The organism is Sphingobium sp. HDIP04 (assembly GCF_000445085.1).
Classification (GTDB): Bacteria; Pseudomonadota; Alphaproteobacteria; order Sphingomonadales; family Sphingomonadaceae; genus Sphingobium; species Sphingobium indicum.
Window position 1 is genome coordinate 1 of record NZ_ATDO01000081.1, and the last position, 7466, is coordinate 7466.

9 protein-coding genes are annotated in these 7466 nt (G+C 67.6%); 8 read left to right on the forward strand and 1 reads right to left on the reverse strand.

The window, feature by feature from the left end; all coding sequences use genetic code 11:
• The 4 genes from L286_RS34550 to ribH all read left to right on the forward strand — a co-directional run.
• Nucleotides 1-324: dihydrofolate reductase family protein (locus L286_RS34550; RefSeq protein WP_021223355.1), on the forward strand; the 324-nt coding region annotated here is incomplete at its 5' end.
• 53 nt (nucleotides 325-377) lie between these two features.
• A complete protein-coding gene (locus L286_RS34555; RefSeq protein ID WP_020818716.1) occupies nucleotides 378-992 on the forward strand; it encodes a riboflavin synthase in 615 nt (204 codons plus the stop codon).
• Between the two features lie 70 nt (nucleotides 993-1062).
• Nucleotides 1063-2346, forward strand: coding sequence for a 3,4-dihydroxy-2-butanone-4-phosphate synthase (gene ribB, locus L286_RS34560; RefSeq protein ID WP_007686996.1), 1284 nt, complete (start codon nucleotides 1063-1065; stop codon nucleotides 2344-2346).
• A 12-nt stretch (nucleotides 2347-2358) separates the two neighbouring features.
• Nucleotides 2359-2781 carry a 6,7-dimethyl-8-ribityllumazine synthase gene (ribH, locus tag L286_RS34565; RefSeq protein ID WP_007686994.1) on the forward strand — a complete coding sequence of 141 codons (423 nt, stop codon included), beginning with the start codon at nucleotides 2359-2361 and terminating at the stop codon, nucleotides 2779-2781.
• Nucleotides 2782-2834: 53 nt separating this feature from the next.
• Here the strand turns inward: ribH and L286_RS34570 are convergent, their stop codons facing one another.
• Nucleotides 2835-3917, reverse strand: a complete 1083-nt coding sequence (locus tag L286_RS34570; protein WP_020818715.1) for an alkene reductase — start codon at nucleotides 3915-3917, stop codon at nucleotides 2835-2837.
• A 203-nt stretch (nucleotides 3918-4120) separates the two neighbouring features.
• On the opposite strand from L286_RS34570, the gene L286_RS34575 reads away from it, so the two are divergent.
• The 4 genes from L286_RS34575 to ssb form a co-directional block, all read left to right on the forward strand.
• Entirely contained in the window at nucleotides 4121-4765 is a 645-nt protein-coding gene (locus L286_RS34575; protein ID WP_020818714.1) for a COQ9 family protein, read from the forward strand.
• Nucleotides 4766-4853: 88 nt separating this feature from the next.
• Nucleotides 4854-5111 (forward strand): FeoA family protein, encoded by a 258-nt coding sequence (locus tag L286_RS34580; protein ID WP_007686988.1) that lies wholly within the window; start codon nucleotides 4854-4856, stop codon nucleotides 5109-5111.
• Complete coding sequence (feoB, locus tag L286_RS34585) at nucleotides 5108-6967, forward strand: ferrous iron transporter B (protein WP_020818713.1); 1860 nt, start codon at nucleotides 5108-5110, stop codon at nucleotides 6965-6967. The genes L286_RS34580 and feoB overlap by 4 nt, the downstream gene beginning before the upstream one ends.
• 26 nt (nucleotides 6968-6993) lie before the next feature.
• Nucleotides 6994-7466, forward strand: a 473-nt coding sequence (ssb, locus tag L286_RS34590) for a single-stranded DNA-binding protein (protein ID WP_021223356.1), incomplete at its 3' end; no start/stop codon positions are given.

Genomic DNA, 7466 nt, shown 5'->3' on the forward strand with positions numbered 1-7466 from the left:
CCCCGGCGCGTGCTGCTCAGCCATGGCGACGCGCCCGACGGCTGGGAAGTGATCGCCGCGCCGGAGGACATCGCCGCCCTGCCGCAGGTCGACCATCTGCTGGTGGAGGGCGGCGCGCAGGCCGCCGCCGCCTTCCTGCGCGCCGATCTGGTCGACCGGCTGCTGCTCTATCGCGCCCCGATCCTGATCGGCGCGGGGCTGGCGGGCATCGGCGATATCGGCCTGACCGATCTGGCCGGGGCGCATGGCCGCTGGCGGCTCGACGACGAACGGCGGCTGGGCAATGATCGGCTGGAGGTTTACCTGCGCAGCCGGAACGCCTAGATCACCCCGGAAAGCATCGCCCTTCGGGACACCACAAGCAACAGGCTCTTCCCATGTTCACCGGCATCATCACCGACATCGGCACCATCCGCACCCATGAACAGCGCGGCGACCTGCGCCTGGTGATCGGTTGCGCCTATGACATGGAAACGGTCGCCATCGGCGCGTCCATCGCCTGTTCGGGGGCCTGCCTGACGGTGGTGGAAAAGGGCGCGGACTGGTTCGCGGTCGACCTGTCGGCCGAAACCGTCGCCCGCACCGCGCCGGGCCTGTGGGAATTGGGCGGGCGCCTCAATCTGGAGCGCGCATTGAAGGTCGGCGACGAACTGGGCGGCCATATCGTCACCGGCCATGTCGACGGCATCGGCACATTGGTGTCCGCCGCGCATGAAGGCGATTCCACGCGCCTCATCATCTCCGCGCCCGCCGCACTGGCGCCCGCGCTGGCGGCCAAGGGATCGATCACGGTCGACGGCATCTCGCTGACCGTCAACACGGTCGAGGACCAGGCGGACGGCTCCGTGCATTTCGGCCTCAACATCATCCCGCATACCGCCGCCGCGACCACGCTCGACAGCCTGACGCCCGGCCGCGCCTTCAACCTGGAGATCGACGTGCTGGCGCGCTATCTGGACCGGATGCAGAGCCTTCGCGCAGCCTCAATGTGATTATTGCTTGCCATAATCACATCTTGATGTGATATGCCGCTCCACCCGTCCTGGGGAAGGAGTCGTTAGCATGTCGTCAGCCCTTATCGATACCGTCCGTTCGCTGGTCACGGAGGGCGGCATGTCCCGATCCGGCCTGGCGCGCGCGGCGGGCCTTCACGCCAATTCGCTGCGCAGGCTGGGCGAGGCGGACTGGAACCCCACCGCCGAAACGCTCGGCAAGCTGGAAGGCTATCTCGCCCGGCGCGAGGGCGGCACCGCGCTCGCCAGCCCCGAAGAGATCATCAACGAGGCGCGCAACGGCCGCATGTTCATCTTGGTCGACGACGAGGACCGGGAAAATGAGGGCGACCTGGTCATTCCCGCGCAGATGGCGACGCCCGACGCGATCAACTTCATGGCGACCCATGGCCGCGGCCTCATCTGCCTCGCGCTCAGCAAGGAACGGGTCGACCATCTGGGCCTGGGCCTGATGAGCCGCAACAACGGCACCCGCCACGAAACCGCCTTCACCGTATCGATAGAGGCGCGCGAGGGCGTCACCACCGGCATCAGCGCCGCCGACCGCGCCCGCACCATATCCGTCGCCATCGACGGGTCGAAGGGGCGCGACGACATCGTGACGCCGGGCCATGTCTTCCCGCTGGTGGCGAAGGACGGCGGCGTGCTGGTCCGCACCGGCCATACGGAGGCGGCGGTGGACGTCGCCCGGCTGGCCGGACTCAACCCGTCCGGCGTCATCTGCGAGGTGATGAAGGACGACGGCACCATGGCGCGGCTGGACGACCTGATCCCCTTCGCGCAGAAGCACAGGATGAAGATCGGCACGATCCGCGACCTCATCGCCTATCGCCGCCGGCACGACCATATGGTGGAGCGCCGCGCCGAAACCGTCTTCAACAGCCAATGGGGCGGCGACTGGAAGGCGATCAGCTTCTACAACAAGGCGACGCAGACCGAGCAGCTCGTGCTGCAAAAGGGCCATGTCGTGCCCGACGAGCCCACGCTGGTCCGCATGCATCAACTGTCATTGCTGGACGACGTCTATGGTTCGACCGGGCCGCGCAACGGCCTGCTTGCCAGGTCGATGGACATCATCGCCCGCGAAGGCGCCGGGATCATCGTCGTGCTCACCGTTCCGGTGCCGAGCGATTTCGTCAGCCGCAGCCTGCGCCACCATGCCGGCCAGCCCGATACGGGCATGGACGAACTGCGCGACTATGGCGTGGGGGCGCAGATCCTGGCGGAACTGGGCGTTCATGACATGATCCTGCTCAGCAACACCCATCACAGCCTGATCGCGCTTGACGGCTATGACCTGGCCGTGGTTGGGCAGCGGCCGATCGAGCTTTAAGGAACCCTATCCATGGCAAAATTCCTGATCGTCGAAGCGCGCTTCTACGAGCATCTCAACGACCTGCTGATCGAAGGCGCCGTCGCCGCGCTGGAGGATGAGGGGCATAAATATGAAGTGGTGACGGTTCCCGGCGCGCTGGAAATCCCCGGCGCGGTGGCGCTGGCGGCGGAAACCGGCCGCTATGACGGCTTCATCGCCATCGGCGTGGTGATCCGCGGCGAAACCTATCATTTCGAAGTGGTGTCGAACGAAAGCGCGCGCGGCCTGATGGCGCTCAGCATGGACGGCATCCCCATCGGCAACGGCATATTGACGGTGGAGAACGAGGCCCAGGCGCTGACCCGGGCGAAAAAGCAGGAAAAGGACAAGGGCGGCGAAGCGGCCAAGGCGGCCATGGCCATGCTCGCCCTGCGCGAGAAATTCGGCGCCTGACAGCAGGATCGCGAACCGGAAAGGGGCCGCCCGATGGAGCGGCCCCTTTTCGTTCAGGCAACCTTTTCCAGCGCCGGATAATCGACATAGCCTTCCGCGCCCTGCGTATAGAGCGTCTCCTGCCGCAGGGGACTGAGCGGCGCGCCGGTCGACAGCCGTTCCGGCAGGTCGGGATTGGAAATGAAGGGTCGGCCGAAGCTGATCGCCTGCGCCAGCCCGCTGTCCAGATCGGCCTGGGCGCGCGCCGCGTCATAGTCGCTGTTGAGGACCAGCGGCCCGCGATAATGCTGGCGGATAAGCGGCGATTGGCGCGGCACGTCGCTGGCGCCGCGCGTGCCGTCTGTCCGCAATTCGCGCAGCTCCAGGAAGGCGAGGCCGATCGGGTCCAGCGCTTGCGCCACCGCAAGCGACAGGTTGGCGGGATCGCTGTCGTCAGTGCCCTGCGAATCGCCGTTCAGCGACAGGCGGACGGCCGTGCGGTCCGCGCCGATCGCGTCGGCGACGGCCTGCGTGATCTCCCGCAACAGGCGGACGCGGTTCTCCGGCGGACCGCCATAGGCGTCCTCGCGCCTGTTGACGCCGTCGCGCAGGAACTCGTCGATCAGATAGCCATTGGCGCCGTGGATCTGCACGCCGTCGAACCCCGCCTCGATAGCATTGCGGGCGGCGGTCACATAGGTTTGGACAAGGGCCGGAATCTCCTCGACGCCCAGCGCCCGCGGCTGCTCATAGGGTTTGTTGCCGTCATAGCTGTGCGCATGGCCGGGCGCGGTGACAGGGCTGGAGGATATTGGCTGTTCGCCGGTCATGCTGCTGTGCACCAGCCGTCCCATGTGCCAAAGCTGGGCGAAGATCCGTCCGCCCGCTTCATGCACCGCCGCCGTCACCGGCTTCCAGCCTTCGACCTGTTCGGCGGACCACAGGCCCGCCGCATAGGGCCAGCCCAGGCCCTGCCGCGACACGCCGATGCCCTCGCTGATGATGAGGCCCGCCGAAGCGCGCTGGCGATAATAGTCCGCCATGATCGGCGTCGGCACATGGTCGCGGGTGGCGCGGGCGCGGGTCAGCGGCGCCATCAGCACGCGATTGGGGGCATGGATCGCCCCAAGCTGCACCGGCTCGAACAGATTGGCCATGAAATATTCCCTCTTCAAAGTTGCAGATTGCAACGGAACTTGCCCACGCCAGCTAAGGTGCCTGCGGGGCTGCTTCAAGCCCCGCCCCGACCCCATGTCGCCAAGTTTTGCTTTGCCGGCAAACATCCCCGCTAATCCCGCCCGCGCTTGTATGCCCGCCCGGCCGGGCGTAATAGCGGATCATGACCCCGACGCACCCAGACATGACGCTAGACGAAGTGCGCGCCGCGCTCGCGCCCATCCTGCCGCGCCACGCCGCCTTCGACGGGTGGCGCGGGGAAGCCGTGGCCATGGCGGCGGAACAATGCGGCATCGACGCCGACATCGCCGCGCTCGCCTTTCCGGGCGGCGCGATGGACATGATCGACGCCTGGTTCGCAAGCGTCGATTCGCGGATGCTGGACGCGCTGCCGCCGGAAAAGCTGGCCGCCCTGCCGATCCGCCAGCGCATAACGGCCTTGGTCGAAACCCGCCTGACCCTGCTGGCGCGGGACCGGGAGGCGCTGCGCCGGGCGCAGGCGGTCATGGTCATGCCGCGCAACGCGGCGCGAGCCGCCAGGCTCGGCTGGCGGGCGGCGGACGTCATGTGGCGCGCCGCGGGCGATGCGGCGACGGACCTCAATCATTACAGCAAGCGGCTGACGCTGGCGGGGGTCTATGCCGCGACCCTGCTGGTTTTCGTCGATGACGAGAGCGATCACTGGGCGGAGACCCGCGCCTTCCTGGCCCGCCGGATCGAAGGCGTGATGCGGTTCGAGCGCGCCAAGGCCCGGTGGAAGGGCGTTGGCGGGGGCGAGAGGCTGAGCTTCGCCCGCTTCATCGGACGGCTGCGCTACCCCGCCATATGATCCGCGGCGCCGGTGCGCCGATTCGCGCTGGCCTTTTCCAATCGGTATTGATAGTCACTCGCAGAAGTAGATGACGAGTGCCTTACCCTTGCGCCTGACCGACCTGCCGTTGCGCCAACCCGCTTATGTGGACCTGATCGACTGGAACGCGCTGTCCGCGTCCGACGGCCAAAGGCTGCGCGAATTCGGCCTGTGCGAGGGCGCGAGCGTCGAGGCGCTGCACCATGGCGGGCTGCTGGGGCGCGGACCCATAGCCTGCAAGGTCGGCCGCATGACCATCGCCATGCGCCGCAGCCATGCCGCCGCCATCACCGTCCGCACCGGCCCTTCGGACGGCGACCTGTGACGAACCTGCCGCTGATCGCGCTGGTCGGCAATCCCAATGCCGGCAAGAGCGCCCTGTTCAACGCATTGACCGGGGCGCGGCAGAAGCTGGGCAATTATCCCGGCGTTACCGTGGAGCGCAAGGCGGGCCGCCTTTCCCTGTCGGACGGCCGGCCGATCGAGCTGGTCGACCTGCCCGGCACCTACAGCCTCAGCCCCACCAGCCCCGACGAGCAGGTGACGCGCGACGTCATATTGGGCAGGCAGTCGGGCGAGCGCCTGCCCGACGCGCTGGTCGTGGTGGTCGACGCCTCCAACCTCGACAATCATCTCCGCTTCGCGCTGGAACTGATCGCGCTGGGCCTGCCGACCGTCGTCGCGCTCAACATGGTCGACCTCGCCACCCGCGACGGGCTGGAACTGGACGCCCATATCCTGTCCCGCGAACTGGGCGTGCCGGTGATCTCCACTGTGGCGGTGCGCAAGCGCGGCCTGGATCATCTGCGCGGCGAGCTGGAAACCATGCTGGACGGCAGCGCCGGCAAGGCCCGCGCTCCAGGCGAACAGAGCGATTTCGAAGGATTGCGCCGGGAAGCGCGCCGCATCGCCCGCGCCGCCGTCGTGCGCGAAACCCCGTCCCGCCGCCTGACTGTGGCTGTCGACCGGGTGGCGCTGCATCCCGTCGCGGGGCTGGTCCTGCTGCTCGCGCTTCTCTTCATCATGTTCCAGGCGGTCTATGCCTGGTCCGAAGCGCCGATCGCCATGATCGAGGGCTTTGTCGCCCGCGCCGGCGACGCCGTGACGGCCGCGCTGCCCGATGGACTGCTGCGATCCTTCCTGGTCGACGGAGTGCTGAACGGCGTCGGCTCGGTCATCGTGTTCCTGCCGCAGATCCTGATCCTCTTCTTCTTCATCCTGATGCTGGAGGCGACCGGCTATATGGTCCGCGCCGCCTTCCTGATGGACGGGCTGATGGCGCGGGTGGGCCTGTCGGGGCGGGCCTTCATCCCGCTGCTGTCCTCCTTCGCCTGCGCGGTGCCGGGGATCATGGCGACGCGCACCATCGCGGACCCGAAGGACCGGCTGACCACCATATTGATCGCGCCGCTGATGACCTGCTCCGCCCGGCTGCCGGTCTATGCCGTGATCATCGGCGCCTTCATCCCGGCGCGCACGGTCACGCTCGGCATCGGCCTTCAGGGGCTGGTCCTCTTTTGCCTCTATATATCCGGCATCGTCGGCGCGATGCTGGCGGCGCTGGTCCTGCGCCGCACCGTCACCAGGGGCGCGAGCGGCGGTTTCCTGATGGAGATGCCGAAATATCAGTGGCCGCGCCCGCAGGACATAGTGCTGGGCCTGTGGCAGCGGGCGGTGATCTTCCTCAAGCGCGCAGGCACGATCATCTTCACCTCGACCGTGATCCTCTGGGTGCTGCTCAGCTTCCCCAAGGCGCCGGAGGATGGCGCGGTCAGCCAGGTCAACTATTCCATCGCGGGCCGCGTCGCCAACGGCCTCAACCTGGTGCTGGCCCCGATCGGCTTCAACCGCGACATCTCGCTCGCGCTGATCCCCGCCATGGCGGCGCGCGAAGTGGCGGTATCCGCGCTCGCCACCGTCTATTCGCTCGACGCCGACGAGGATGAAGCGAGGCTGGAGCGCAGCCTGGGCGACCGGCTGAAGGACAATTGGCCGCTGCCCACGGCGCTCGCCTTCCTCGCCTGGTTCGTCTTCGCGCCGCAGTGCATCTCCACCATCGCGGTGACGCGGCGCGAGACCAACGGGTGGAAGTGGCCGCTGTTCATGATCGGCTATCTGTTCGCGCTGGCCTATGCCGCGGCCGGCCTTACCTACTGGACCGCCACCGCAGCGGGGCTATAAGGGCCAGCTAAAGCATCGGAGGAAACATGGCGGGTTCGGTCAACAAGGTCATTCTGGTCGGCAATCTGGGCGCCGACCCGGAGGTCAAGAGCTTTCAGAATGGCGGGAAGGTGTGCAACCTGCGGATCGCGACCTCCGAAAGCTGGAAGGACCGCATGTCGGGCGAGCGCAAGGAGCGCACCGAATGGCACAGCGTGGCGATCTTCTCCGAAGGGCTGGCGGGCGTGGCCGAACGCTTCCTGCGCAAGGGGTCGAAAGTCTATCTGGAGGGCCAGCTCCGCACCCGCAAATGGCAGGACCAGTCGGGCAATGACCGCTACACCACCGAAGTGGTGCTGCAGGGTCCGGGCGCGGTGCTGACCATGCTTGACGGCGCGCCGGGCGGCGGCGGCCAGGGCGGCGGTGGCCGCTCCCAGGGCGGCGGCGACTGGAGCGGCGGGTCGAGCGGCTTTGGCGGCGGCGATTATGACGATTTCGGCGGCGGCGGCTTCGGCGGCGG